The sequence below is a fragment of the Rheinheimera sp. F8 genome, from assembly GCF_001518915.1.
Genome location: NZ_CP013656.1, coordinates 3,489,992 through 3,514,904, shown reverse-complemented (window position 1 = coordinate 3,514,904; position 24,913 = coordinate 3,489,992). Strand labels below are relative to the sequence as shown.

21 protein-coding genes and 1 tRNA gene are annotated in these 24,913 nt (G+C 51.3%); 13 read left to right on the top strand and 9 right to left on the bottom strand.

Annotated elements, in window-relative coordinates; genetic code table 11:
* The 5 genes from ATY27_RS15685 to ccoN form a co-directional block, all read right to left on the bottom strand.
* Positions 1–477, bottom strand: coding sequence for a FixH family protein (locus ATY27_RS15685; protein WP_208931552.1), 477 nt, complete (start codon positions 475–477; stop codon positions 1–3).
* Between the two features lie 82 nt (positions 478–559).
* Complete coding sequence (gene ccoP, locus ATY27_RS15680) at positions 560–1,534, bottom strand: cytochrome-c oxidase, cbb3-type subunit III (RefSeq protein WP_208931551.1); 975 nt, start codon at positions 1,532–1,534, stop codon at positions 560–562.
* Complete coding sequence (locus ATY27_RS15675; protein ID WP_031564280.1) at positions 1,527–1,706, bottom strand: CcoQ/FixQ family Cbb3-type cytochrome c oxidase assembly chaperone; 180 nt, start codon at positions 1,704–1,706, stop codon at positions 1,527–1,529. The genes ccoP and ATY27_RS15675 overlap by 8 nt, the downstream gene beginning before the upstream one ends.
* Positions 1,707–1,711: 5 nt before the next feature.
* Positions 1,712–2,353, bottom strand: coding sequence for a cytochrome-c oxidase, cbb3-type subunit II (gene ccoO / locus ATY27_RS15670; RefSeq protein WP_208931550.1), 642 nt, complete (start codon positions 2,351–2,353; stop codon positions 1,712–1,714).
* A 10-nt stretch (positions 2,354–2,363) separates the two neighbouring features.
* Entirely contained in the window at positions 2,364–3,791 is a 1,428-nt protein-coding gene (gene ccoN, locus ATY27_RS15665; RefSeq protein WP_208931549.1) for a cytochrome-c oxidase, cbb3-type subunit I, read from the bottom strand.
* Between the two features lie 288 nt (positions 3,792–4,079).
* On the opposite strand from ccoN, the gene ATY27_RS15660 reads away from it, so the two are divergent.
* The gene (locus tag ATY27_RS15660; protein WP_208931548.1) at positions 4,080–4,490 is read left to right on the top strand and encodes a hypothetical protein; all 411 of its coding nucleotides are present in this window, start codon (positions 4,080–4,082) and stop codon (positions 4,488–4,490) included.
* A 17-nt stretch (positions 4,491–4,507) separates the two neighbouring features.
* On the opposite strand, the gene ATY27_RS15655 is transcribed toward ATY27_RS15660, so the two are convergent.
* Together ATY27_RS15655 and gap are read right to left on the bottom strand one after the other, a co-directional pair.
* Positions 4,508–5,329 (bottom strand): D-hexose-6-phosphate mutarotase, encoded by an 822-nt coding sequence (locus ATY27_RS15655; RefSeq protein WP_208931547.1) that lies wholly within the window; start codon positions 5,327–5,329, stop codon positions 4,508–4,510.
* Positions 5,330–5,541: 212 nt separating this feature from the next.
* A complete protein-coding gene (gene gap / locus ATY27_RS15650; protein ID WP_208931546.1) occupies positions 5,542–6,549 on the bottom strand; it encodes a type I glyceraldehyde-3-phosphate dehydrogenase in 1,008 nt (335 codons plus the stop codon).
* Positions 6,550–6,780: 231 nt separating this feature from the next.
* Here gap and malQ point away from each other — a divergent pair, with 231 nt between their 5' ends.
* The 5 genes from malQ to msrB all read left to right on the top strand — a co-directional run bounded on the left by malQ (position 6,781) and on the right by msrB (position 15,376).
* On the top strand, positions 6,781–8,982 hold the full coding sequence (gene malQ / locus ATY27_RS15645; protein ID WP_208931545.1) for a 4-alpha-glucanotransferase: 2,202 nt from the start codon (positions 6,781–6,783) through the stop codon (positions 8,980–8,982).
* A gap of 75 nt (positions 8,983–9,057) precedes the next feature.
* Positions 9,058–11,217: a 1,4-alpha-glucan branching protein GlgB gene (gene glgB, locus ATY27_RS15640; RefSeq protein WP_208931544.1), complete on the top strand. Its 2,160-nt coding sequence runs from the start codon at positions 9,058–9,060 to the stop codon at positions 11,215–11,217.
* A 12-nt stretch (positions 11,218–11,229) separates the two neighbouring features.
* Positions 11,230–13,344, top strand: a complete 2,115-nt coding sequence (gene glgX, locus ATY27_RS15635) for a glycogen debranching protein GlgX (protein WP_208931543.1) — start codon at positions 11,230–11,232, stop codon at positions 13,342–13,344.
* A gap of 102 nt (positions 13,345–13,446) precedes the next feature.
* Positions 13,447–14,976, top strand: a complete 1,530-nt coding sequence (gene gndA, locus ATY27_RS15630) for an NADP-dependent phosphogluconate dehydrogenase (protein WP_208931542.1) — start codon at positions 13,447–13,449, stop codon at positions 14,974–14,976.
* 19 nt (positions 14,977–14,995) lie between these two features.
* Entirely contained in the window at positions 14,996–15,376 is a 381-nt protein-coding gene (gene msrB, locus ATY27_RS15625; RefSeq protein WP_208931541.1) for a peptide-methionine (R)-S-oxide reductase MsrB, read from the top strand.
* A 97-nt stretch (positions 15,377–15,473) separates the two neighbouring features.
* Here the strand turns inward: msrB and ATY27_RS15620 are convergent, their stop codons facing one another.
* The gene (locus tag ATY27_RS15620) at positions 15,474–16,274 is read right to left on the bottom strand and encodes a DUF2989 domain-containing protein (RefSeq protein ID WP_208931540.1); all 801 of its coding nucleotides are present in this window, start codon (positions 16,272–16,274) and stop codon (positions 15,474–15,476) included.
* Between the two features lie 156 nt (positions 16,275–16,430).
* Here ATY27_RS15620 and ATY27_RS15615 point away from each other — a divergent pair, with 156 nt between their 5' ends.
* The 5 genes from ATY27_RS15615 (at position 16,431) to ATY27_RS15595 (ending at position 22,577) form a co-directional block, all read left to right on the top strand.
* Positions 16,431–17,882 (top strand): glyceraldehyde-3-phosphate dehydrogenase, encoded by a 1,452-nt coding sequence (locus ATY27_RS15615; protein WP_208931539.1) that lies wholly within the window; start codon positions 16,431–16,433, stop codon positions 17,880–17,882.
* A 152-nt stretch (positions 17,883–18,034) separates the two neighbouring features.
* On the top strand, positions 18,035–19,159 hold the full coding sequence (locus ATY27_RS15610) for a M14-type cytosolic carboxypeptidase (RefSeq protein WP_208931538.1): 1,125 nt from the start codon (positions 18,035–18,037) through the stop codon (positions 19,157–19,159).
* A 107-nt stretch (positions 19,160–19,266) separates the two neighbouring features.
* Positions 19,267–19,590: a zinc ribbon domain-containing protein gene (locus tag ATY27_RS15605; protein WP_208931537.1), complete on the top strand. Its 324-nt coding sequence runs from the start codon at positions 19,267–19,269 to the stop codon at positions 19,588–19,590.
* A gap of 10 nt (positions 19,591–19,600) precedes the next feature.
* Positions 19,601–19,873 (top strand): DUF1315 family protein, encoded by a 273-nt coding sequence (locus ATY27_RS15600; protein WP_244151453.1) that lies wholly within the window; start codon positions 19,601–19,603, stop codon positions 19,871–19,873.
* The gene (locus ATY27_RS15595; RefSeq protein WP_208931535.1) at positions 19,830–22,577 is read left to right on the top strand and encodes a DUF349 domain-containing protein; all 2,748 of its coding nucleotides are present in this window, start codon (positions 19,830–19,832) and stop codon (positions 22,575–22,577) included. The genes ATY27_RS15600 and ATY27_RS15595 overlap by 44 nt, the downstream gene beginning before the upstream one ends.
* A 149-nt stretch (positions 22,578–22,726) precedes the next feature.
* Here the strand turns inward: ATY27_RS15595 and ansA are convergent, their stop codons facing one another.
* On the bottom strand, positions 22,727–23,752 hold the full coding sequence (gene ansA, locus ATY27_RS15590; RefSeq protein WP_208931534.1) for an asparaginase: 1,026 nt from the start codon (positions 23,750–23,752) through the stop codon (positions 22,727–22,729).
* A 197-nt stretch (positions 23,753–23,949) separates the two neighbouring features.
* On the opposite strand from ansA, the gene ATY27_RS15585 reads away from it, so the two are divergent.
* Together ATY27_RS15585 and uvrY are read left to right on the top strand one after the other, a co-directional pair.
* Positions 23,950–24,040: transfer RNA gene (locus ATY27_RS15585), tRNA-Ser, on the top strand.
* Between the two features lie 199 nt (positions 24,041–24,239).
* The gene (gene uvrY, locus ATY27_RS15580) at positions 24,240–24,893 is read left to right on the top strand and encodes a UvrY/SirA/GacA family response regulator transcription factor (protein WP_208931533.1); all 654 of its coding nucleotides are present in this window, start codon (positions 24,240–24,242) and stop codon (positions 24,891–24,893) included.
* Positions 24,894–24,913 lie beyond the last annotated feature (20 nt).

Below are 24,913 nucleotides of genomic sequence, written 5' to 3'. Positions count from 1 at the left end.
TCAGTAAGTCAGTTGAATGGCATCTATGGCCGGCAAGCTCAACGACGCACGCAGTTTCCATTGGTTGGCGTTATCGTGCACTACCAGACTCCATTTGCCGGTCGGCGTCAGCGGCAGTTCTGCGATGTACATCGATTCACCGCTGCGATGCGCGATGACTTTAAAATCCTTGGCAGCAAGCGTGTTGTGGACGAAATCCAGCGTCACACTCGTCTCCAGAATACTGTTGGCATCAAAGGTCAGAATGGCTTTATTGCCGGCCAATAACACTGTTGCATGTAAATTGCGTGCAGCAGCTTCGCGGTAGCGGGATAAGTTCTGGTTGACGGCTTTGCCTTCGGCATAGTAGTCGTCGACGACCAGATCCGGACTTTGCTGGTTCATGATGTACACGGTATGGACCGCTTTCAGCACCGAAAACACCGGCAGGCTGATCAGGATCCAGGGCCAGGCTTGTTTGTACCAGGGTTTTGACATCACAACTTTATTCCTCGAATAACTTCAGACAGATAAAAAGAAGCCCCTCGAGGGGGCTTCAATATTGTTCCGGCTGCCGCGGTTACTTCGCTTCGTCCGGACGTGATAAGCGGTATACGTATGCCGCGATCACGTGGATTTTATCTTCACCCAGTGTGTCTTTGAACGCCGGCATCTGACCGTTACGGCCCTGACGCAGAGTCTGTTCAATAGTCCCGGCCGAACCACCGTACAACCAGGTGCTGTCGGTCAGGTTAGGCGCACCGAATGGCAGGTTGTGGGCCAAAGAGCCTTTACCGTCCATACCGTGACAGGCCGCACACATGCCGAACTTGGCTTTACCGGCAGCAGCTTCGTTGTCGTTGACTTTCCGGCCAGACAAGCTCAGCACATAAGCGGTCATTTCTTTCACGCCTTGATCACCCAGTGCTTCACCCCAGGCTGGCATTGCGGCTTTACGGCCATGGCGCAAGGTTTCAACGATTTTGTCTGCAGTGCCACCATATAACCAATCATTATCGGTCAGGTTCGGGAAACCACGCTGACCGCGGGCATCTGAGCCGTGACACTGCGAGCAGTTTTGCAGGAACAGACGTTGACCGACTTTTAATGCCTCTTTGTCAAACGCCAGCTCTTCCACCGGACGACTGGTGTATTTGGCGAACTCTTTGGCAAAAGTGCCTTCCGCTTTGATGTACTCCGCATCCAGCTGTGACGGTGTACCTGCCGCTTTTTGCGCTTCAATGGCTGCTTTTGATTCAGCCAGCGATTTCACGCCCTGGTTCGAACTGGTCCAGCCAAACAGGCCTTTCCAGCTACCCAGACCAGGGTAGGCCGCAAAGTAATACACCGACCAGGCGAAGGTGGCGTAAAACATGATGGTCCACCATTTTGGCAGCGGGTTATTGATTTCTGAGATCCCGTCAAATTCATGACCGGTGGTTTCGTTTTCGGCAACGCCAACATGGTTTTTCAGGTTCCATGTCAGCAACACAAAGCACACAACCAGACATGCCAGTGTTAATACAATGATCCAAGCACTCCAAAAGCTACTCATGATCCGACTCCTGTTGTTGTTTTTGTTGTGGCTTTTTATCGTCGGCAAATATCACATTTGCTACCTGGTCGAAGTCGGGCTTGCGTTTAAACGCAAACAACCAGACCACAAGACCAATAAAAGCCACAAAAATAATCACGGTGAAAATGCTGTGTACTGTCACGAAGTCCATGGCAATTACTTCAATGCTGTGCCCAATGATTGCAGATAGGCAATCAGGGCCTGCATTTCAGTTTTACCTTTTACGGCTTCTTGTGCAGCGGCAATTTCTTCCGCTGAGTACATCACACCGTCTGCGTCGTCTTTGTGCATTTTGCCTTTGGTCAGCATGTTAAATGTTGCCATTTTCTTCGCTGTCAGCTGACCGTCAAGCACTGTGCTGTCCAACCACGGATATCCAGGCATATTGGACTGTGGTACCACAGAACGTGGATCCATCAGGTGAGCATAATGCCAGTCGTCGCTGTAACGACCACCAACACGGGCCAGATCCGGACCTGTCCGTTTAGAGCCCCACAGGAACGGGTGTTCCCAGACACTTTCACCGGCAACAGAGTAGTGACCGTAACGTTCCACTTCATGACGGAATGGGCGGATCATCTGGCTGTGGCAGTTGGTACAACCTTCGCGGATAAACACGTCCCGGCCTTCCAGCTGCAGTGCAGTGTAAGGCTTCAGGCCATCTACAGGCTCGGTTGTTTCGTTGAGAAACATCAGCGGTGTGATCTCAACCATGGTACCGAAGCTGATAGCGACAACCGTCATGATGCCGAGCCAGCCAGCGTTTTTCTCAATAAATTCGTGGTAATTCTTAGACATGACTGACTCCTTATGCCGCTTCTGCGATTGGCTCTAACGTACCTTGTTTGGCACGCACAGTTTTAATCACGTTGTAAGCCATTACCAGCATACCGGCGACGACGAAACAACCACCGATGAAGCGCATCAGGTAGAACGGATATGAAGCTTCCAGCGACTGGACGAAGCTGTAGGTCAGAGTGCCGTCAGTATTCACTGCACGCCACATCATGCCTTGCATAATACCGCTGATCCACAGGGCGACGATATACAGCACAACACCAGTGGTGTGTAACCAGAAGTGGGTGTTAATCAGTTTGACGCTGTACATACGACCTTGCGCGAATACAGCAGGGATCAGGTGATACAGTGCGCCGATAGAGACCATCGCAACCCAGCCTAAAGCACCAGAGTGAACGTGACCAACGGTCCAGTCTGTGTAGTGAGACAGTGCATTTACTGATTTGATTGCCATCATCGGGCCTTCAAATGTCGACATGCCGTAGAAAGACAGAGAAACAATCAGGAAACGTAAGATCGGGTCAGTTTTCAGTTTATGCCAGGCACCTGATAACGTCATGATACCGTTGATCATGCCGCCCCAGCTTGGTACAAACAGAATAACCGACATCACCATACCAACAGACTGAGTCCAGTCTGGCAGGGCGGTGTAGTGTAAGTGGTGTGGACCTGCCCAGATGTACAGTGCGATCAGGGCCCAGAAGTGCACAACTGACAGGCGGTATGAATAGACTGGACGGCCAGCCTGTTTTGGCACGAAGTAGTACATCATACCGAGGAAACCGGCGGTGAGCAGGAAGCCTACGGCGTTGTGACCGTACCACCATTGCACCATCGCATCGACGGCACCGGCGTAAATCGAATATGATTTAGTCAGCGAAACAGGGATCACCATGCTGTTTACTACATGCAACGCGGCCACAGTGATAATAAAACCACCATAGAACCAGTTCGCGACATAGATGTGGCTGGTTTTGCGTTTGATTAAAGTACCGAAGAAGACGATGGCGTAACTAACCCAGACCACAGTGATCAGTAAGTCGATTGGCCATTCCAGTTCGGCATATTCTTTGCTCTGGCTGATACCCATAGGTAAGGTAATTGCTGCGGCGAGAATCACAACCTGCCAGCCAACAAAGGTGAACATGGCAAGCTTTTCGGCAAACAAACGCACCTGACAGGTACGCTGTACGACGTAATAAGACGTGGCGAATAACGCGCTGGTACCAAACGCGAAAATCACCGCGTTGGTGTGGAGAGGACGAAGACGGCTATAAGTTAACCAGGCAGTATCAAAGTTCAGTGCTGGCCAGTAAAGTTGTGCCGCAATTAAAACACCCACGCTCATGCCGACTATGCCCCACAACACGGTTGTGAGTGCAAATAGGCGGACAACTGTGTAGTTGTAGTCAACATTTAACGATTGTGTATGGCTCATGTTGAGTTCCGCTGCAGTTTTTTGCTAGTTAGTAAATGAAAACACCCGAGGGCGACCTTTCTTATTTTAGATTTGCCGTAACTGCCGCCAAACCACTGACTCAGCTCGCTTTCACAGCTCATCTTTGCGGCGGATCATACGAGCTTTACCCCTAAAAAGATAGGCAGATACGCCGGTTTTATGATTTAGAACAATGTTGCTGCTCAGAAAATATTCAATTGAAGCAACAATTTCCGAAGCAGTGCGAATAGGATAGAATAACGGTTCGCGCTGTAAAGGAAATGACCGATGTCTGTGGAAAAATGGCTGTTGCTGTCGTTGCTTGTCTGTTGTGTGTCCTGTACGCCACAGGGTGGGCAGCAGTCAGATGAGCATCTGGTACAAAAAGGCGCAGCGCAGCTCAGCTATCAGCCGGCGCATCTGCAGACAGAATCGCCGCTGAGTTTAGCGATTCGTACGCCAGCAGGCTGGCAGTTGCATAAAGCGACCCTGGTCGGACTGAGTATGGAGATGCCCCGCATGCCGCTGTTTTTCACACAGACCAACGCTGCGACACAGTCAGAAGCAAACTGGCAAACGCAATTTTTGATCGGCGCTTGTGCCGACGCGCAAATGACCTGGCGTCTCGAACTGCTGTTTATTGATGATAAAGGCGCTGAGCAGCGCCTGTCGGATGAGTTTGTTGTGTACCGGCGCTAATCTGTCTGCCTCGGCCTTTAATTTCTGCCAATCGTCATTTGCAAGTCCAGTGCCCGGGTATCCAGCAGCGATAAGCGGGCAGTTTCAGCGCAGACAAACTTGGTCCATTGCTGCGGGCCAATCTCTTTGGCGGCGCTGCCTTTGGCCTGTCCCGGGTTCCAAATCACCGACGCATCATGGCCGGCCTGTTGCAACAGCAATGTCGCCGGGGTCTGCAGGGTCAATGCTGCAGCGGTATCCTGATAAATCCGATCGATTTCATCGCCAAAACTTAGTGCTGCAGAGGTCTCGGCCGGTAGCACTTTGTTGATAAAGGTCGCAGGTAATGGCGACACTGTCGCTTGGCGAACATCATCACAGGCAAAATAAGTGTGTAGTGCGGCCTGTTGCTGCGTTAAATCGTCGCAGTGCAGATGCAAATGCAGGCCTTTGTGGTTCAGCAGATATTGGCATTGCAGCCGGACTTTACCGGCGTGCCACGGAATATTGTCAAATTCAGCCTGCAAAATCAGCAGCGCATGGTCGCTGCAACTTTCATCGGCGACTTGTTGCCACAAATGGGTACGGGCCAGACCATGATTAGGCACCTGCTGTTGTGTCAATGCTGGATCTACCGGACCAAACCAAGGCCAGCACACTGGCACACCACCGCGGATCGGGTGTTGGTTTTGCCAATCTGTAGTGGGTGACAACCAGAGTAATTCTTCGCCTTTAAGCGTTAATGACAGAACCTGCCCACCATACAGCGACACAACAGCGGTGTAATCAGCAAAACTAAAGCGGATGCAGGGCAAAGCATTGAGATGCGCGAAACCGTCCAGATGAACAAAATTAGCCATAAATTGAAGCTCTTAGAAGAAAAAGTCGGTTTGATTGTGTGCCGGTCAACCCTGAGAAGCAAGCTGAGCGTCAGGACTTTTTCACTGGTCAGCGCTGAATGGAGGGTTCAGGCCGCCGAAATGTCCGTTGTTCTGGTGTCGCAAATTGCTATTGCAGTTACTACGGCATAAAAAAAGGCGACCGAAGCCGCCTTAGTCTGCAAGCAAACAGCTTACGATTTCATCAGTTCAACGGTGTTATCGAGCATCCGGTTAGAGAAACCCCACTCGTTGTCGTACCAGGCCATGACTTTGACCAGACGGCCATTGACCCGAGTTTCAGTGGCATCAAAAATCGACGACATCGGATTGTGGTTAAAGTCGACTGATACCAGCGGCAGGTCGTTTACGGCAAGGACCTGATTCATCGGGAACTGCGCCGCAGCGTCACGGATGATTTGGTTTACTTCTTCAATCGTCGTTTCACGACCGGCGATAAAAGTTAAGTCGACCAGCGAGACGTTGATCGTTGGTACACGCACCGCCAGACCATCGAATTTGCCTTTTAATGCCGGAACTACCAGACCTACCGCAGCGGCTGCGCCGGTTTTGGTTGGGATCATCGACATGGCGGCAGCACGGGCACGGCGCACATCGGTGTGATACACATCAGACAAACGCTGGTCGTTGGTATAAGCATGGATAGTGGTCATCAGGCCAGACTCAATGCCAAGAATATCGTTCAGCGGCTTGGCAATCGGTGACAGACAGTTCGTGGTGCAGCTGGCATTAGAGATGATGGTCATTTCCGGGGTGATCACGTCATGGTTAACGCCGTAAACAACAGTGGCGTCGACATCTTTCGCCGGTGCAGAGATGATGACTTTTTTCGCACCCGCAGACAGGTGAGCGCCGGCTGACTGACGGTCAGTGAACAGACCGGTACATTCCAGCACGACATCAACTTTTAAATCAGCCCAGGGCAGGTTGGCCGGGTTGCGTTCGCTCAGGGTCAGGATCTCGTCCTGATTGACATAAATCGCATTGTCAGAATGCTCAACATTAGCAAAGAAAATGCCGTGCGCGGTGTCGTACTTCAGCAGGTGTGCGTTAATCGATGCGTCACCTAAATCGTTAATAGCGACGACTTTGATGTCGTATGACTTCTTACTTTCATATAAAGCACGTAAAACATTGCGGCCGATACGGCCAAAACCATTGATCGCGACACGAATTGTCATAAGGCACCCCTGATGCGGACGAATTGTGTAGTAAAATTACATGTTTTTCCGCCATTTTCAAGCGGAAATTTGTTATGCAATCGTATTTATGTAATTTAATGACGTAATCTGCGATTTTGCCATCGACGCTGTTTTTTAAAGTCTTATACTGCTTGCCATAGCCGGTTGCGGGCACAGAACCCAATTGTAAATCCGGCATGGACAGAGCGACGAAACCGAGTTGGAGCCTTTATGGACAAAACACTGCTGGCCGAACTGATCGGCTTTAATGGCATTGAAACGCAATTTACCGATGCCTGGGGCAAACCTGCCGAAGTGGCAGAAAAAGATCAGTTACGCATGCTTTCAGCATTGGGTTTCGACGTCAGTGACAATACCAAGGCGGCCGCACAGCTGCGTGAACGTCAGTTGTTGCATTGGGCCGAACCGATAGATCCGGTGTCGGTGCAAAACCGGGCCGAACAATTGAAGTTAGAATTGCGCCTGCCGCTGGCGCTGGTGCATCAGACTCTGACAGTGACGGTTATCAGCGAAGCAGGGCAGTCTCAGCAGTTTAAACTGGTCGCAGTCGACGACGGTGAGCTGACGCAGGTCTCCGTCTTTGATGAAGTGGAATACCAGCAATATGAATTTATGCTGCCGCTGGCACTGCCTTATGGTTATCACCGGCTGGAATTACAGATCGACGGCGACGATGACGATTTCAGTCAGTCATTGATCGTAGTGCCGGAGCGCTGTTATCAGCCAGAAGCGTTTGCGCAGCAAAAGCAGTGGGGTATTTCGGTTCAGCTGTATGCCGTTAAGTCGGAGCAGAACTGGGGTGTCGGCGATTTTGCAGATTTAGGCGAGCTGGTGAATTATCTGGCGGCGCAGGGCGCAGATTTTGTTGGTCTAAACCCAATTCATGCTTTGTACCCGGCGATGCCGGAGTCCGCCAGCCCATACAGCCCATCGAGCCGGCGCTGGCTCAATATGATTTACCTGAGCGTGGCGCAGATGCCGGGCTTCAGTCAGTGCGGTGCTTTGCAGCAACAGCTGGTGCAGGCAGATTTCCAGGCGCAATTACAGGCACAGCGTGACAAACACTGGGTTGACTATAGCGGCGTGATGCAACTGAAATTGCCGGCGCTGCGCGCGTTGTATCAGTGGTATCTCGATCAGGGCCAAAAAGATGTCGCGCTGACTGCTGAATTTAACCGTTTTGTTGCTGAAGGCGGCGACAGCCTGCGTCAACTGGCGCTTTATGACGCGCTGCACTTACATCTGATTGCCAAAGACCCTCACGCCTGGGGCTGGCCAAACTGGCCGGAACAATACCGCAGTGCAGACAGCGAGACGGTGCAGGCATTTGCTGCGGCCAATCAGCACGACATCGGCTTTTTCAGCTATTTGCAATTCTGTGCACAGCAACAGCTGGCCAAAGTGCAGCAGCAAGCTAAAGATCATGGCATGTTACTGGGCCTGTATCGCGATTTAGCGGTCGGCGTCAGTGAAGCCTCGACTGAAATTTGGGCCAATCCGGATTTGTATTGCCGCGATGCCAGCGTTGGTGCGCCGCCGGATATTCTCGGGCCAAAAGGCCAGAACTGGGGCCTGCCGCCGATGTATCCTTACGAACTGTTCCGTCAGGCCTATCAGCCGATGATTGACCTGTTCCGCGCCAATATGCGCGATTCCGGTGCACTGCGGATTGACCATGTGATGGCGCTCCTGCGGTTATGGTGGGTGCCAAAAGGTTCGGTGTCCGCTGGTGAAGGAGCCTATCTGTATTATCCAATCATGGATTTACTTGGCATTTTGGCGCTGGAAAGTCAGCGGCAGCAGGCGGTGGTGATTGGTGAAGATCTTGGTACGGTACCGGATGGGATCTTTGAGCTACTGCAGCAGTTTGGCATGTATTCATATCGGATCTTCTTCTTCGAACAGGCTGAAGATGGTGGTTACATCTCGACGGCGCATTACCCGGTGCAGGCGATGTCGGCACTGACCACCCACGATATGCCGACCCTGATTGGTTTCTGGCACTGTTCAGACCTGAAATTAGGTTTACAGCTCGGGCTGTACACTGAAGAGATCTTGCCAGGCTTGTATCAGGACCGGCATCAAGCCAAGCAACGGATCCTTGATTCACTGCATGGCCACAATATGCTGCCAGCCGATTATCCGCGCACGGTTGAACATCTTGGTATGGACCGCACCTTAAGTTTTGCTTTGCAACAGCATCTGGCGCGCGGCAGTTGTCAGTTATTATGTTTGCAACTGGAAGACTGGATGGAGATGACTGAGCCGGTGAATGTGCCGGGTACCAGTGATGAATATCCGAACTGGCGGCGCAAATTGAGTATGACGCTGGAGCAGCTGGCGCAACAGGAACATATCAAATCTCACCTGAAGCAATTGACAGCCAACCGCAGAACAGGCTTATATTCATAATCTTAATGCATATAGCTCCGGTACTTTGGTACCGGAGCTCCCGCAATTCCCGCTTTTAATGACACAGGATTTGTTATGCCAGACCATCAGTTACAAGCTTTACACGATGTGCGTTGCGCGCAGCCATTTGCCGTACTGGGCTGGCAAACTGCAGAAAAAGGCCTGTTGATCCGGGCCTTTTTGCCATCTGCAGTGCAGGTGGACGTCGTGGCTCTCGACGATGGCAAATCGCTTGGCGTGATGACGCCGGTTGCGGCCATCGCTGGATTATTTGAACTGACGCTGCCGCGGCGGAAAAACCCGCTGCCATATCGCCTGGAAGTGCAGACTGCGCATCACAGCTACAGTGTGATTGACCCTTATCAGTTTAAAGATGAAGCGTTTTTCGCCGTGCATCACGTCAATACCCGGCCGGAAAACCTGTATCAGCAACTGGGTGCGCAGCTGGTCGATGTCAAAGCAGGCAAGCAGAGCATTCAGGGCACCCGCTTTGCGGTGTATGCACCACATGCCAGTGCCGTCAGCCTGATTGGCGATATGAACAACTGGGATGGCCGTTGTCATCCGATGGAACGCACGGCTTGTGGTCACTGGGTACTTTATGTGCCGGAAGTGGCGGCTGGTGTGCGTTACAAATTTGAAATTAAAGATGCTGCCGGGCATTTATTACCGCATAAAGCCGACCCAATGGCCTTTGCCGCCGAACAATTCCCGTCACATGCCTCTTTAGTGTTTGATCACAGCCGCTATCAGTGGCAGGACAGTGCCTGGCAACAGCGTGAACACAATCCGTACCAAAGCCCAATGAGCATTTATGAAGTGCATTTAGGCAGCTGGCGCACGCATGCCGATGGCAGTTTCCTGACTTATCCGGAACTGGCAGAGCAGCTCATTCCGTATGTGCTGGATATGGGCTATACCCACATTGAATTGTTACCGGTGCTGGAGCACCCCTATACCGGCTCCTGGGGCTATCAGCCTCTTGGCATGTTTGCGGTCACGTCGCGGTTTGGCACGCCTGATCAGTTTAAGGCCTTTGTCGATGCCTGCCATGCCGCAGGGATTGGCGTGTTGCTCGACTGGGTGCCGGCGCATTTCCCGGAAGACGGTCATGGCCTGGCCCGATTTGACGGCGGACACCTGTATGAATATGCCGATCCGCGTCGCGGCTGGCATCCGGACTGGAATTCCTGCATTTATGACTTCGGTAAAGACTACGTCCGGCAATTTTTAGTGGCGAGCGCCTTGTTCTGGTTGGATAAGTTTCATATCGACGGCCTGCGTGTTGATGCTGTGGCGTCGATGCTGTACCTCGATTATTCGCGTGAACATGGCGAATGGATCCCGAATATCGATGGCGGTAACCATAACTATGAAGCCATCAGTTTGCTGAAATGGCTGAATCAGGAGGTTTACAGTAAACATCCACGCGCGATGACCATCGCTGAAGAATCGACCTCTTTTGCCGGCGTCAGCCGTCCAGTGGATATGGGCGGTCTGGGCTTTGGCTTTAAATGGAATATGGGCTGGATGAACGATACGCTGCGCTATATCAGCAAAGACCCGGCGTATCGCAAATATCATCACAATGACCTGACATTTTCGATGGTCTACGCCTATAACGAGAATTTTATCCTGCCACTGTCGCATGATGAAGTGGTGCACGGTAAAGGCAGTATTCTGAATAAAATGCCCGGCGATGAATGGCAACAAGCCGCCAATTTACGCGCCTATTACGCTTTTATGTTTGCGCACCCCGGCAAAAAACTGAACTTTATGGGTAATGAATTCGGCCAGGGCACTGAGTGGAATCATAATCTGGCTTTGCCGTGGTTCTTGCTCGATTTTGATAAACATCGCGGTATTTCACAGCTGTTCCGCGATCTCAATCATACTTACCAGCGTTGTAAGCCTCTGTACGAGCTGGATCACCAAGGGGCCGGGTTTGCCTGGATTGATCATCAGGATGCAGACCACAGCACAGTATCGTTTCGCCGTCTCGATAGCAGCGGCGACGTGGTCTACGTGGTCAGCAATTTTACCCCGGTCGCGCGCACACAATTCCGTTTGCCGGTCTTGCTTGCCGGCGCTTACGAAGTGATCCTGAACTCCGATTCTGCTTATTATTGGGGCAGTAATTACCCGGTCGGGCCACATTTGCATGCTGGTGATGACTTGCAGCTGGCGCTGGAATTACCACCACTGTCGACTTTGTATTTACGTCGTTGCCGTTAACATGAGTTTGTTATGAACGCTGAATTGCTTACGGATTTTGGTCATGCCGCGCCACTAGGGGCAGTTTGTACCGATATCACCATTGGTCGCTGGAATTTTGCTGTGTACGCGCCCGACGCCAGCAGTCTGACATTGTGCCTGTTTTGTCCTGATACCGAAGAACCGCTGGCTGAACTACCGTTTACCGCCAGAACCGGCGATATCTGGCATGTCCAGGTCCAGCAAATTCCAGCAGGAAGTTTGTATCTGCTGCGCGCCGAAGGCGCAGATCGGCCGGCAGAAGGGTTCACCTTTACCAGCAACCATTTGTTGATTGACCCCTATGCACGCAAGCTGAACCGGGCCGTGGTATTTAACGAGCGACTTTATCAGAGTGACAGTCATTACATGCTGGCCAAAGGCGTGCTCGACGCTAATGATTTTGACTGGCAGGGCAGCCAGAAGCCGCAGATCCCACGGGAAAAAACCATCATTTACGAAGCGCATGTCAAAGGCATGACGATGTTGCATCCGCTAGTGCCGGCAGAACTGCGCGGCACCTATGCCGGCATGAGCCATCCGGCGGTGATCAACCATCTGAAGCATCTGGGCGTCACCACAGTACAGTTATTGCCGGTCGCTGCTTTTATGACTGAACCACGGCTGGAAAAGCTGAAACTAAGTAATTACTGGGGCTACAATCCGGTGTGTTTTTTTGCCCCGGATCCGCGTTATCAGCTGGCGGACGCAGTAGCGGAAATGAAAACGCTGGTCCGCACTTATCATCAGCATGGGCTGGAAGTGATCCTCGACGTGGTGTTTAACCACACGGCAGAAGCGGATTGTTATAATCTGAGTTTGCGCGGCTTGGCGAATCGGCAATATTATCTTTTTGAAAATCATGCAGATATCACAGATTATTCGGCCTATTGTAATTACAGTGGTTGCGGTAATACGCTGAATCTGGCGCATCCGGCCACGCAAAAACTGGTACTGGACGCGTTGCGGTACTGGCTGACTGAGATGCAGGTAGATGGCTTTCGGTTTGATTTAGCGGTGACGCTGGCGCGTGAACACAAACGTTTTACTCCTTTTGCCACTTTCCTGCAGATTGTGGCGCAGGATCCGGTGTTATCCGGTGCGAAACTAATCGCAGAGCCTTGGGATGTAGGGCCTTACGGCTATCAGCTCGGGCAGTTTCCGGCGCATTGGTCGGAATTAAACGACAAATTCCGTGATTCGATGCGGTCATTCTGGCGCGGCGATCATGGCAGCCTGAACGAATTCACCACGCGTTTATTGGGCTCACGCGATATCTTCCAAAAACATCACAAACCGGCTGCCTGTTCAGTGAACTATCTGGCTTATCACGATGGTTTTACCCTGCATGACGTGGTTTGTTATCAGCAAAAACATAATTGGCTCAATGGCGAGCAAAACCGTGATGGTCACGACCATAATCTGAGCCTGAATCATGGGGTGGAAGGCCCAAGCAGTGACAGCGCTATTCTTGCGCTGCGTTATCAGCATAAACGCAATCTGGTGGCCAGCCTGTTGCTGAGTCAGGGCATGATCCACTGGCTGGGCGGTGACGAACTGAGTCATAGCCAACAGGGCAATAACAATGCCTATTGTCAGGATAATGAACTGAGTTGGCTGAACTGGCAGCTGGATTACCATGCCACGCAATTTCAGAGTTTTGTGCAGCAGATGATTGCGGTCCGCCAGCAATACCCTTGTCTGCAGCAGTTGTCATTGCTCGATGATCAGTACCAGCGCCACGGTGATAAACATCAGGTGCATTGGCTGAATGCCGATGGCAGTGAAAAAACCGAAGCGGACTGGCATTTGCCGGCCACGCGCTATTGTTATTTTGTCATCGCCAGCAGCGGGGCTGATGCCGAGATCTTAATGATGATCAATGCCGGTTCTGACCCAATCAGTTTGCAGCTGACCGACCGGCCCTGGCATTGCGTGATGGATACGTCTTTTGAAATGGGTCTGGTGTCACCAGTACAGCTGGCGGATGCAGCCTATATGCAACAAGGCAATTCGATGTCATTGTGGGTCAGCCAGCACGGCCATCCGGCATTGCAACGACCTGTCGTTACGGACCTTACTTTGGCTTTTGCCGCTGGTCAGTCTTAATGGTCTGAACAGCATAAAGAATTTCTGCCGGCGCTGCCGGGCGCGGTTTTTTTCCAGTATAATCGCGCCCATTTTGCGACAGCAGCTTTTTGAGGAATGGGAATGACAGCGTCAACGCAATTGTGTGACATCGGCTTTGTAGGTGCAGGTGTCATGGGCAAGAACCTGATCCTGAATCTGGCGGATCACGGTTATCGGGTCGCCGCTTTTGATTTGGACCACAAAAAGCTTGAGTCGGTGATCAGCCAGGACTTGCTGGAAACCAATGGCCAGGGCGGCCGGGTCATCGCCTGCAGCTCTTATACCGAATTGTTATCCCGCCTGACCCAACCGCATTTAGTCATTTTGTCCGTACCGGCCGGAAAACCGGTCGATGATGTCTGTTGCAAGCTGATTGACGCAGGGATCGCGGCCGATGATATTGTGGTCGATACTGGCAACAGTCTGTGGACCGACACAGTACGCCGCGAAAAACACTACGAAGGCAAATTCATTTTCTTCTCGACCGCGGTCTCCGGCGGTGAAGTCGGCGCCCGATTTGGTCCCAGTCTGATGCCTAGCGGTGACCCATACGCCTGGACGCGCATTGAACCGGTCTGGCGTGCCATTGCAGCGAAAGTTGACCCTGCTACCGGCCGTGCGATTGAACGTTATGAACCGGGTAATCCGGTAAAAGAAGGCGATGCCTGTGCCACTTATATTGGCCCGTCAGGCTCTGGTCACTACGTCAAAATGGTGCATAACGGTATTGAATATGCCGATATGCAGCTGATTTGTGAAGTTTACCAGGTGATGCGCGACGCACTCGGCATGTCGGCGCTGCAGGTCGCAGAGGTATTTAAAAGCTGGAATCAGGGTATCCTGAACAGTTATCTGATGGAGATCAGTGCTGAAGTACTGGCGACTAAAGATTCAGAAACGGGCTTGCCACTGGTAGACGTGATTCTGGATAAAGCCGGCCAAAAAGGCACAGGCTTGTGGACCGCAGTCAGCAGCCTCGAATTGGGCTGTGCTTCGCCGACCATTGCTGAAGCCGTATATGCTCGCTCGATTTCAACCAATAAAGAACAACGCGTTGCGGCCTCAACCATATTGGCAGGCTCCAGCCACGACAAGCCGCTGGAATCACAGCGCGAAGTGCTGATCAAACAGCTGCATGATGCGCTGTACTGCGCCAAAATCTGTGTCTATGCGCAGGGTTTTGACCTGATGAAAACGGCCGGTGCTGAGCACGGCTGGCAACTGAACTTTGCTGAGATCGCCAAGATCTGGCGCGCAGGTTGTATTATCCGGGCGGTATTTTTGCAATCGATCACCGATGCTTACGAGCGTAATGATGATTTGGCGAACTTGTTGGTCGATCCGTTTTTTGCTAAGCAAATTTCGCTGAATCAAATGAATTGGCGTCGTGCCGTGGCTGAAGCAACGCTGGTGGGCGTGCCAGTACCGGCGTTGAGTTCTGCGCTGAGCTATTACGACTCGTATCGCACCGCTGTGTTGCCGGCCAATCTGTTACAAGGCCAACGTGATTATTTCGGCGCCCACACGTTTGAGCGTACCGACAAAGCCAAGGGCAAGTTTTTTCACGTCGACTGGAGCCTGCCGGGCCGCCCGATGGTCAAAGTAAAATAAACCCGAATGGAGCAGCAAGATGAAACTCAGTGCAGCACAATGGCGTGAACGGCTCAGTGATGAAGAATATCGCGTCACGCGGCAAAAAGGCACTGAGTATCCTTTTAGCGGTACGCTGTTGTACAACGAAGCGACGGGTATCTACTGCTGTGTTTGTTGTCACCAGCCGTTATTCAGTTCTGAAACGAAGTTTGATGCCGGCTGTGGCTGGCCGTCATTTTCTGCCGCCTTGCCTGGGCAAGTGCGCTACGCCGACGATTTTACCCATGGCATGCAAAGAACAGAAATTCTGTGTATGCATTGCGACGCGCATCTGGGCCATGTGTTTGATGACGGGCCTGTACCAACAGGGCAACGCTATTGTGTCAATTCGGTGTCGCTGGTTTTTGACGGTAAGTAGAAATTGACAGCATAAAAAACGCGGGCTTTACACCCGCGTTTTTTTATATCAGTTTCCGCAGTACTGCGCAGGAATTCGGGTTGTTACCTGTTAAAAGTTACTGAAATACCGGCGCTTTAAACTGACCCAATTCCAGACCGGCTATGGTCTCGTCAGCCAGTGTTTCAATTTTGTCCTTATCCAGCGCATTGTCTTTGGCCGATTTCAGGATCATATCAAATTCAATCCGTTCAACACCGGCCGCCTGAGCCACTAAAGCCCAGTGATAGGACTCAGCCAGTTTGTTTTGCTTAAAATACAGCGTGGTCAGGCTGGTATAGATATCGGTGTCGACCACATCGCCAGCTTTATATAACTTCAGTGCATCCAGCATGGTGGTGATGGCCAGCTTTTTATCTTTCTCAATGTAATAACGGGCCAAAGCGAACTTTAAATCCGGCGTATTGAGCTGACCAGCTTTGGCTGCCTGTTCAAATTTTTCCAGATGCGTCTGGCTCTGATGTCGGGACCAGTGGTAATACAGCAGCCCCGGATAATCAGAGGTGACCGTTTCATCGGTCAGTCGTTTGATCTCATTTAATGACACCATGTAGCTGTTGACACGGGCAGTGGTTTTTTCTTTCAGTTTGATGTGTTCGATGCCTTTGGCCAGCTCCATACATTTGGAGTACTTTTCAAAATCCAGCAGCAGGCGATACTTGTTGGCGTCAGATGGTAACTTTTGCTCACCGAAACGGGCCAGAATGGTTTCTGAGCGTTCCACCCGGCAATGGCCGTCTTCGACTAAATCAGTACATAAACCGGGTTTATCCTGGCAAACCTGCGTAATGTTGAGTTCTTTTTCGCCACAGGCGCTTAGCAATATTAATAACGATAACGATGACAAAAGTCTCTGCATAATCCCTCCGATCTCTATACAACCAGCATACGCAAAAGCTTTGAAAAAATCATTTGTAATTGTTGTTGTAGGGTTACGAATTCAATTACAATATGGCGCCCGCTGTGGCACCTGTCCCCGAACATTCGTTAACTATGAAGTAAAAGGCACAACAGCATGACCTTATCTCACGAAGAACAGTATCAACGCAGCTGGCAGGAACGCCAGGAATACGCCGAAAATATGCAGCCGATCATTGGTCGCCTGTATCGCAATAAAGGGATTGAGTTGGTGGTGTATGGCAAGCCGCTGGTGAATGCCACCACGATTGACATCATCAAAGCCCACAAAACGGTCGAACGCTTTGAACAACAAAAACTGCGTCTGCGTGAGAGTTTCCCGGTACTGGAAGCCATCAGCAAACTGGATCTGGCGCCAGGCCGGATCGACCTGGGCAAACTGGCATTTGCCTATGCTTATAAAAATGCCGCTGCAGGCCTGAGCCTCGAGCACTATCTGCAACGCGAGCTGGCCGATTTACTCGGTCAGGACGACAAAATCAAACCGACCGATGTGGTGTTATACGGTTTTGGCCGGATTGGCCGGTTGTTGGCGCGTCTGATGATTGAACGGGCCGGCCCAAGCGCTAAGTTGCGTTTGCGCGCTATCGTGGTGCGCGGTGGTCGTAAAGGCGATTTGGAGAAACGGGCCAGTCTGCTGCGCCGTGACTCCATCCACGGTCCTTTTAACGGCAGTATCACGATTGATGAAGAAAACGGTGGTATCAAAGCCAACGGTACTTTTATTAAAGTGATTTATGCGGATTCGCCGGAGCAGGTTGATTACACCGCATATGACATTCATGATGCATTGGTGGTCGATAACACCGGGATCTGGAAAGACGACAAAGAGTTGTCTATTCACTTCAAAGCCAAAGGTGCAGCAAAAGTGTTGCTGACCGCGCCAGCCAAGGGTGATGTGAAAAACGTCGTGTATGGCGTCAATCATAAAATGATCACGGCCGACGACCGCATTGTGTCGGCAGCCAGCTGCACCACCAATGCGATCACGCCGGTACTAAAAGCGCTGCATGACGAATACGGCATCCGTAATGGCCACGTTGAAACTGTGCACTCATATACCAACGACCAGAACCTGATCGATAACTATCACAGCGCTGAACGCCGTGGCCGCGCCGCACCGCTGAACATGGTATTAACGTCGACCGGTGCCGCATCTGCTGTTGCCAAAGCCCTGCCAGAGTTAAAAGGCAAGCTGACCGGTAATGCGATCCGCGTACCAACACCCAACGTGTCGATGGCAATTCTGTCACTGAACCTGAACAAAGCAACCGACCGCGATTCGCTTAATGCGTATTTACAAAAAGTGTCGCTGTTCTCTGACCTGCAGGATCAAATTGACTTCACCAATTCAACCGAAATCGTCTCCAGCGATTTGGTCGGCTCGCGCTACGCGGGCGTGGTTGATTCTCAGGCCACAATTGCCGAAGAAGATCGCTGTGTGTTATACGTTTGGTATGATAACGAGTTTGGCTACAGCACGCAGGTGATCCGCGTGATGAACGAGATGGCCGGCATTTTTTACCCAACGTTGCCAGTCGCGCTTTAAGTTCGCTACTACTGAGAAAAGCCGCCTACAGGCGGCTTTTGTTTGCCTGCTGTTTACCGCAAAGCAAAGTAGCCAATCGCCCTGACAAGACAGGCGATGCGCTGATGTGGTAGGCTTCGCCGGTACTTTTTACCCTGCCTGGAATACATATAATGAAAATCACCTGTAATTTTGACAGCGGCAATATCGATATCATTTCTGCTGATCGCATCGACGATATTCGCCTGGCTATTCGTAAAGACAATATGTCTGAATTTTATCAATGGTTTCATTTCCGGCTGCACAGCGACAGTTTCGAGCCGCATACCATCCGCCTGACGAATGTAAACACGTCGGCTTATCCAAAAGGCTGGGCCGATTATAAAGCCGTCGCCTCATATGACCGAGAAACATGGTTCCGTGTCGATACTGCGTTTGACGGCGAACATCTGGTGATCACGCATTATCCGGAAGCTGAATCTTGTTATTTTGCCTATTTCGCACCATACAGCTATGAGCGTCACCTCGATTTGTTAGGTCAGGCGCAGGCGACCGGCCTCGCGCAGCTGGTGGATTTAGGCAATACCATTGATGGCCGCGACATGAGTTTATTGATCATTGGCGAGCCAGCCGATGGCAAGAAAAATATCTGGATCACCGCACGGCAACACCCGGGTGAAACCATGGCGGAGTGGTTTGTTGAAGGTTTACTCGACCGCTTACTGGACCAGGATGACGGCGTTGCTCGTCAGTTGCTCAGCAAAGCAGTTTTTTATGTGGTGCCGAATATGAACCCGGATGGCAGCGTACGCGGTCATTTACGTACCAATGCGGTTGGTGTGAACCTGAACCGTGAGTGGCAAACGCCAACGCTGGAAAAAAGCCCGGAAGTCTACCTGGTGCGGCAAAAAATGCTGGAAACTGGCGTCGATATGTTCCTCGACATTCACGGCGATGAAAACCTGCCATATAACTTTGTCGCCGGCGCTGAAGGCGTACCATCCTACAACGCGAAAATGGCGCAGCTGGAAACGTTGTTCAAACAGACTTTGCTGGCCGTGACGCCAGAATTCCAGACCGAATATGGCTACGATCTGGACGCGCCGGGCCAGGCTAATCTGACGATCGCTTCGACCTGGGTGGCAGAGCAGTTTAAATGTCTGGCGTACACCTTTGAGATGCCGTTTAAAGACAACGCCAATTTACCGGATGAACAATTTGGCTGGTCAGATGTGCGTTCGAAAAAGCTTGGTAATGACACGCTGATCGCGGTGCGTGCCGTGGTTGATCTGTTGTAATTGCTGGTGGGTATAACCGCTGCAAAGAAGCTTTTTGTAGCGTACAGGCCGGTTTGCAAAGCCGGCCTTTTGTTTTATAGTGCCCTTGGTTTTTCAGGTAGGTAATTATGGCGATAGTAACGTGCCCGTTTTGCGGCAAAAAAATCTCCAATAAAGCAGCCAGTTGTCAGCATTGCGGTAACAGTCTGGCAGAAGTTTCCCCGGAACAAATTGAAAGAATTCAACGCGATAAGCGAATGGCTTTAGGGCAAAGTATCAATAATCACGCGATGCTGTCCGTGGTGTTATTACTGGGCAGTTTTGTCTGGTGGTATTTTCGTGCACCGGAGGAAGGTAGCTGGCAATCCTGGCTGACTTATACAGTGATGGCTCTGGGGGCGGCAGGATATATCGTTTCCAAAGTCAGGATGGTGATGTTTAAGAGGAAATAACGTGGATTTTATGGCGATGGTCAGCGCCATGTCCGCTGACACCTATCAGAAACTGTTGGATGCGGTCGGTACCGGACGTTGGGCTGACGGCACTCCACTTAATACGCAACAGCAGGAGCAGACGATGCAGCTGGTGATGGCGTATCAGGCGCGCGTACTGAAGTCGGCAGAACCCTTTACCATCGGTGCCGACGGTCAGATGGTGATCAAATCAAAAACGGAAATGAAAGCACAATTCAGTGCTGAGCAGTCAATCGCAAGGTTTGCACACGATGATCTTTAAGCGCTGGTTTAAGCCGAAGTGGCAGCACGAAAATCCAACTATCCGTCAGCTCGCAATCGCGGAACTGGATCAACAAACCCCTGAACAAAAAGAAATTTTGCATGAGCTTGCCTTTAACGACGGTACTGAAGCAGTCCGGCGCGCGGCGCTGGAACGACTGAACGAGTTTTCGTTGTGGTGGCAGGCAAGTAAGCATGAATCAGCGGAACGACTCAAACAATTTGCCGAACAGCAATTAGTGCAGATGTTGCTGGATAACCGGGTCTCGGCGCAGTTAAAACAGCAGTTTATTGCTGAGTGTCATCGCAGTAGCGTTTTGGAAAAGCTGGCCATTGCTGAGACTGATGCTGAATTAAAGTTACAGTTGTTACTGCGTTTGCAGCGCCAGGATTTATATCTGGCAGCATTGCAGGACCCGGTGTTGTCCCTGACGCAAAAACAATCATTGTTTGCGCTGATCGCAGATGATAAAGCACTGGAAAAAGTTACACGGCACAGCAGTGCTGAATTACTGCCGTTGTTACAGACAGAATTAAGCCAGCGGCAGGAACAGAAACAAAAGCCGGAACGGCTGCGTAAACAAGTAACCTTAGTACTGGCGCGGCTGAATGCAGTGCGGGAAAAAACCGATATCGCCCAGGCGCAGCAGCAATGGACAGAGCTGCAACAGCTGTGGGCAACTATTGAACCTGAGCTGCATCTTTTGCCGGCTGAAGAGGCCAGCGAAGCGCAGCAGAAGCACCAGCGTATTGTGCAACTGACCGACGCCATGCTGGCGCCGCGCCTTGCGCTTCTGGCTGCGGAGCAGGCTAAGCAACAGCAGCAGGCGCAGCAGCAAAAATTGCTGCAGCAATTCACCCAACAACTGCAAATGTTACAGCAACAAACCGGCAGTCTGATTGCAGCAGGTGATTTAAACGCGGCCAGTGCCCAGCAACAGGCGCTTGATACGCTGACCGCGCAGATTAAGGCTGAACAACCAGACCCAGCGGTGTTACAGGCACTGCAACAACGCATTGGTCAATTGCAACAGCAGCTGGACCAATTGCCGTTACTTGCCGAAGCGTTGGCGCAGGCCGCACGTTTGCTGGCTGAGTTATCGGCACAGCCATTACCGGTCGCGGCGCAGGCAGAAAAGGCCTATCAAGGCTTTAAAGACTTGCAAAATCACTGGCAGCAGATCACCCGTAGTGCCGGTGCATTATTGCCGCAACAATTTTCCGACAGTTATCAGGCGCTGGTGCAACAATGGCGTGAGCATTGTGAACCTTTATTGGCGCAGCAACAGCGCCAGATCCGGCAATTACGCAGTAAACTGGCTGAATTTAAGCGGCTGCATGCCGAAGGCCGTTTTAAAGTGTTATTTGGCTTGTGGAAAGGCATTCAACAGGAATTGACCGAACTGAACCCTGTGCAGCTGGTGCAACTGGAAAAAGATCTGCAGGCGTGTAGCGAGATGATCGCTGAATTGACTGATCTGCAGGCTTATATTGCGACACCGCGTAAACAGGCATTGATCGCTGAGATGCAGCAGTTACTGGATGAACCTGATCTCAGCATTAACGATCGCGCCACCCGGATCAAGCAGGCGCGGGCACAGTGGAATACGCTGGGCCGGGCTGATGCGGCGCTGGAAGAAACACTGAATCAGCAGTTTAACCAGCTGTCTGAACAAGCTTTCGCGCCATGCCGCGATTTTTATGCGGCGCAGGATCAACAGCGCGCGCATGCTGAAGTGGCGCGGCAGCAGATCATCGCTACTTTATTGCAGGCTCAAGCGAATCCACCGCAAGGCCGGGAGCTGGATATGTTGCTGCAGCAACAACAACAACGCTGGCAACAGGCGGGCGCAGTGAGCCGTGAACACTTTGCGATGCTGCAACAAGCTTACAAAGCAGCTGTCCAACCACTGAAACAGTTACAGCAAACCGCCTGGCAACAAGCCGCTGAGGCTAAACAGCAGCTGATTGCTCAGGCAAAACAGCTGGCGGAAAATGCCGGTGGTCCACAGGTTGAACAGGTTAAACAACTGCAACAGCAGTGGAAGCTATTGGGTTTTGCCGGTAACCGGGTTGACCAACAGTTATGGACCGAGTTTCGTGCAGCCTGTGATGCCTTTTTTGCCCGGCGTCAACAACAACGGGATGACGAAACTGCACAGCTGAATGTCTGGCGACAACAAGTCAGTGCGCTGCTGGCTGCAGTCAGTTCACTGGAACTGACGTCGTTAACCGAGTCGCAACTGCGCGAGCAACTGCAACAGCTCAATGACGTCGATACTGCGGATGACAAAGCGTTACGCCAACAGCAACAGCAACTGCGTCAGCAACTGACCGGACAATTAGCTGCGTTGGAAAAACAAGCGGAAGCAGGTCAGTACCAACAACTGTTTAGTGCGTTGGCGAAACCTGATGTGGTGGCTGCAGATTTACCGGGACTATACCGGCTGGTGTTTAATCAGCAGCAAGAGACAATGAGCCGCGCCGATCTGACACTGGCGTTGGAATGGGCTGCAGGTCAGCCGTCGCCGGTGGAACTTGCCGGTGCACGTCAGCGTGTGCAAATGCAGCTACTCAGTGACAAACATAACAGCGGTGGCAATCTCAGTCAGAACGAACTGTTGGGTCGCTGGCTGCAGCATGGGCCACTCCGGGCCGATGAAGCAGATTTGCTGGCCAGGGTACGGACTTTGTATCTGGCTTAAGGCCGGGAGATAAAAAACCACCGCAAGGTGGTTTTTTTATATCCAGGGACGGATTGTATGCAGAAAATGCAGGAGCAATTTTCTGCGATGCGCAGCCATCCCTGACGCTTACCTTTTTGGCCAACGCAACGCCAGTTCTCAGCGCCAGCTCACAGCGTCAGTTCACCGCGTAAATCCAGCTGCATTTGCCGGCGCACTTCATCAGCCGACAATGGCTGACTGAGCAGATAATGCAATTTGGTCAGAGTCGCTTCTAATGTCATATCATAGCCACTAATGACACCGCTTTGACGCAGGGCATTCCCGGTCGCATAACCGCCCATATTGACCTTGCCTTTAAAACACTGGGTGCAGTTAATAATGACGGTGCCGCGCTCAGCCGCTTGCTGCAGCACTTGCAACAGCTGAGGGTGCTGCGGCGCATTGCCAACGCCATAAGATTTGATAATTAATGCGCGGACTGGCGCTGCGGACATATTGGCGATCACGTCAGTGCTGATGCCCGGATACAAAGTTACTACGCTGATCGGCTGCGGCGTGATCTCTCTGACCTGCAGCGTTTGTTTTACCTGCCCCTGATACAAAGCGCCGGCTTTAACTTCGATATGGATACCCGCCTGTAATAACGGCGGAAAGTTCGGTGAGGCAAAGGCGTTAAAGCCATCGGCGTCGGCTTTAGTGGCGCGGTTGCCGCGAAACAGCTGATTATTAAAATACAGCGCGACTTCAGCGATTGGATAATTCGCTGCCAGATATAACGAATTCAGCAGATTAACCTGGCCGTCTGAGCGTAGTTGCGCCAGCGGTATTTGTGATCCGGTGATAATCACTGGCTTGGTCAGGTCTTCCAGCATAAAAGAGAGGGCAGAGGCGGTATAGGCCATGGTATCAGTACCATGTAACACGACGAAACCGTCGTAATCGGCATAATGTTGCTGGATATCATGGGCGATGCTAAGCCAGTGTGCCGGCGTCATATCGGACGAATCAATGACCGGGTGATATTCATGAATATCAAACTCCGGCATTTCAGCACGGTAAAACTCCGGCATGTTCCGCACCGTTTCACTGAGAAAACCTGGTACCGGCACAAAACCGTTGGCCGAATGCTGCATCCCAATGGTACCGCCGGTGTAGGCGACATAAATACGTTTTTTACTGTTTTGTTCAGTCATGGCAGGGTACTTTTTGAATTTTGTTCTATTGTACGCAAGCGCAGCGCCGCTGTCAGGGCTGACTTATCAAAGTCATCACCGAAACCGCAGTGACGACAGAAATAAAACTGGTTGGACAAAAGCTGAGCAAACGAACACGACAATATAAAAAAGGGCTTTACAAGGTGCCGGTAGCTCCTTAATATGCGGCCTAACGCGGAGAGATGGCAGAGTGGTTTAATGCACCGGTCTTGAAAACCGGCGAGGGTTAGTAGCCCTTCAAGAGTTCGAATCTCTTTCTCTCCGCCACTAAATCAACCACCCTAGGGTGGTTTTTTTACACCTGCATTTTATTGGTTGTCTGTAAGATATTGATATAAAACAACTTAATCTAACAGCTCCTGCCAGTGCTATTCCCATAGCAAAATCAAATTCACTCGGCTATGCTAACGAAGTTTCAGCCAATCCAGACTATTCCAGCAAATCGAAAATTTAAGAGGCGCGTCAATTGATTAACGTTCTGATAGTGGATGATCATGAATTGGTCCGGACCGGGATCAGCAGGATTTTACAGGAAGAGCGTGGCATTCGGGTTGTCGCCGATTTGAACTCCGGTGAAGCTGCCGTGCAATATTGCCGCAATGAAGCCGCCGGCCAACTGCCGCCCGACGTGGTGCTGATGGATATGAATATGCCGGGGATCGGTGGTATGAATGCCACCAAACGCATCCTGCATTATTGCCCGGATATCCGTGTGCTGGCCTTGTCGGTGTCCTGTGAAGAACCTGTGCCAACCAAAGTGATGCAAATGGGCGCTTCTGGTTTTATCTCCAAAAATGCAGCGCCGTCTGAGATGATCACCGCCATCAAGCGCGTTGCCGATGGCCATCGTTATATCTCTGATGAAGTCGCACAGAAAATGGCTTTCAGTAAAATTCAATCCAATAGTAACAATCCGTTTGACGAATTGTCTGACCGCGAAATGCAGATCATGCTGATGATTACGCAAGGCGAAAAAGTGAATGATATTGCCGACAAACTGAATGTCAGTGCCAAAACGGTCAATTCATACCGTTATCGCATGTTTGAAAAGCTGGCCATTAGCGGTGATGTTGAACTGACCCATCTGGCGATCCGCCATGGCATGATCAATATTGCCTGATCCAAAATACCCTGACCCCA

What these genes read in the sequence shown, in the direction of transcription:
- ATY27_RS15605 (WP_208931537.1), top strand. Translation starts at nt 19,267, where the DNA reads ATGGCGATAGTAACGTGCCCGTTTTGCGGCAAAAAAATCTCCAATAAA.
- gndA (WP_208931542.1), top strand. Translation starts at nt 13,447, where the DNA reads ATGACAGCGTCAACGCAATTGTGTGACATCGGCTTTGTAGGTGCAGGT.
- ATY27_RS15610 (WP_208931538.1), top strand. Translation starts at nt 18,035, where the DNA reads ATGAAAATCACCTGTAATTTTGACAGCGGCAATATCGATATCATTTCT.
- malQ (WP_208931545.1), top strand. Translation starts at nt 6,781, where the DNA reads ATGGACAAAACACTGCTGGCCGAACTGATCGGCTTTAATGGCATTGAA.
- gap (WP_208931546.1), bottom strand. Translation starts at nt 6,549, where the DNA reads ATGACAATTCGTGTCGCGATCAATGGTTTTGGCCGTATCGGCCGCAAT.
- ATY27_RS15675 (WP_031564280.1), bottom strand. Translation starts at nt 1,706, where the DNA reads ATGGACTTCGTGACAGTACACAGCATTTTCACCGTGATTATTTTTGTG.
- ATY27_RS15600 (WP_244151453.1), top strand. Translation starts at nt 19,601, where the DNA reads ATGGCGATGGTCAGCGCCATGTCCGCTGACACCTATCAGAAACTGTTG.
- ATY27_RS15620 (WP_208931540.1), bottom strand. Translation starts at nt 16,274, where the DNA reads ATGCAGAGACTTTTGTCATCGTTATCGTTATTAATATTGCTAAGCGCC.
- ATY27_RS15685 (WP_208931552.1), bottom strand. Translation starts at nt 477, where the DNA reads ATGTCAAAACCCTGGTACAAACAAGCCTGGCCCTGGATCCTGATCAGC.
- ccoO (WP_208931550.1), bottom strand. Translation starts at nt 2,353, where the DNA reads ATGTCTAAGAATTACCACGAATTTATTGAGAAAAACGCTGGCTGGCTC.
- ATY27_RS15655 (WP_208931547.1), bottom strand. Translation starts at nt 5,329, where the DNA reads ATGGCTAATTTTGTTCATCTGGACGGTTTCGCGCATCTCAATGCTTTG.
- glgB (WP_208931544.1), top strand. Translation starts at nt 9,058, where the DNA reads ATGCCAGACCATCAGTTACAAGCTTTACACGATGTGCGTTGCGCGCAG.
- ccoN (WP_208931549.1), bottom strand. Translation starts at nt 3,791, where the DNA reads ATGAGCCATACACAATCGTTAAATGTTGACTACAACTACACAGTTGTC.
- ATY27_RS15660 (WP_208931548.1), top strand. Translation starts at nt 4,080, where the DNA reads ATGTCTGTGGAAAAATGGCTGTTGCTGTCGTTGCTTGTCTGTTGTGTG.
- ansA (WP_208931534.1), bottom strand. Translation starts at nt 23,752, where the DNA reads ATGACTGAACAAAACAGTAAAAAACGTATTTATGTCGCCTACACCGGC.
- ccoP (WP_208931551.1), bottom strand. Translation starts at nt 1,534, where the DNA reads ATGAGTAGCTTTTGGAGTGCTTGGATCATTGTATTAACACTGGCATGT.
- glgX (WP_208931543.1), top strand. Translation starts at nt 11,230, where the DNA reads ATGAACGCTGAATTGCTTACGGATTTTGGTCATGCCGCGCCACTAGGG.
- ATY27_RS15615 (WP_208931539.1), top strand. Translation starts at nt 16,431, where the DNA reads ATGACCTTATCTCACGAAGAACAGTATCAACGCAGCTGGCAGGAACGC.
- msrB (WP_208931541.1), top strand. Translation starts at nt 14,996, where the DNA reads ATGAAACTCAGTGCAGCACAATGGCGTGAACGGCTCAGTGATGAAGAA.